Genomic DNA, 874 nt, shown 5'->3' on the forward strand with positions numbered 1-874 from the left:
GGGGGGAGGTGTCGGTGTTCACGTTCTTCGCCTGTTCGGTGCCTGTTCGGTGGGGTGCGTCCCGGTCAGAGGAAGTCCCTGGTCGAGGGGCCGAAGAACTCGATCTCGGCGATGGCGACCTGTTTGTCGTCGGAGGCGGCGTACGCGGTGTCGAGGACGAAGCGGACGGTGACGACCCGCTTGGCGCGGAAGCCGCGGTGCTGCGGTCCCACGCCCTGGTCCAGGGTGAGGTCGCGGGTGGTCTTCATGCCGTTGGCGTGGGTGATCTCCACCTCCATGCGACGCGGGAGGGCGGATTCGCCGAGTTGGTCGGCGCGGATGGAGACGCCGGGAGTGATGACGACATCGAGGAGGTCGACGGGCTCGTCGAAGCGGGCTTCGATCCACTCGCCCACCCCGGCCTGCGAGACGCCCGGCCCCCACCAGGTGTTGTTGAGCTTGTCGAAGGCCAGTTCGGGGCCTTGGTCGCCGTAGGACCAGGAGGCGTCGACACGGTTCGGGGCCACCGGGGCGCGCTCGGCGAAGTGGTCGCGGGCCGCCTCGACGGCACCGGGCAGTCGAACGAGGCCGAGGATCAGCAGGGAGGCCACGACCCCGATGAGCATCCACCTGAGCAGGTACCGCAGACCACGGTCCGGCAGGGGACGATCACCGGCCCATGGAACCTCCTCGTCACGGTGGTCGAACAGCCGTCGCCACCACGGAAGGCGCTCGGGGTCCGCCTGCTCCTCGGTCGCCGCCATGGACATGGCGCAGCGGGCGCAGTAGTGCCGGCCCGGGTGGTTGGACATCCCGCACCAGCGGCAGGGCACGCCCCCCTCGGCCCCGACCTCCCGGCCGGGTCCCGTCGCGCGGGGCCGGGCGGGGGCGGTCC

Annotated in this window: 1 protein-coding gene; it reads right to left on the reverse strand. The window is 71.3% G+C overall.

Annotation, left to right across the window (positions count from 1 at the left end; all coding sequences use genetic code 11):
• Positions 1–65: 65 nt before the first annotated feature.
• Positions 66–874, reverse strand: an 809-nt coding sequence (locus FNQ90_RS25185; RefSeq protein WP_407699446.1) for an NADase-type glycan-binding domain-containing protein, incomplete at its 5' end; no start/stop codon positions are given.

The sequence above is a fragment of the Streptomyces alkaliphilus genome, assembly GCF_014141535.1.
GTDB classification, from domain to species: Bacteria; Actinomycetota; Actinomycetes; order Streptomycetales; family Streptomycetaceae; genus Streptomyces; species Streptomyces alkaliphilus.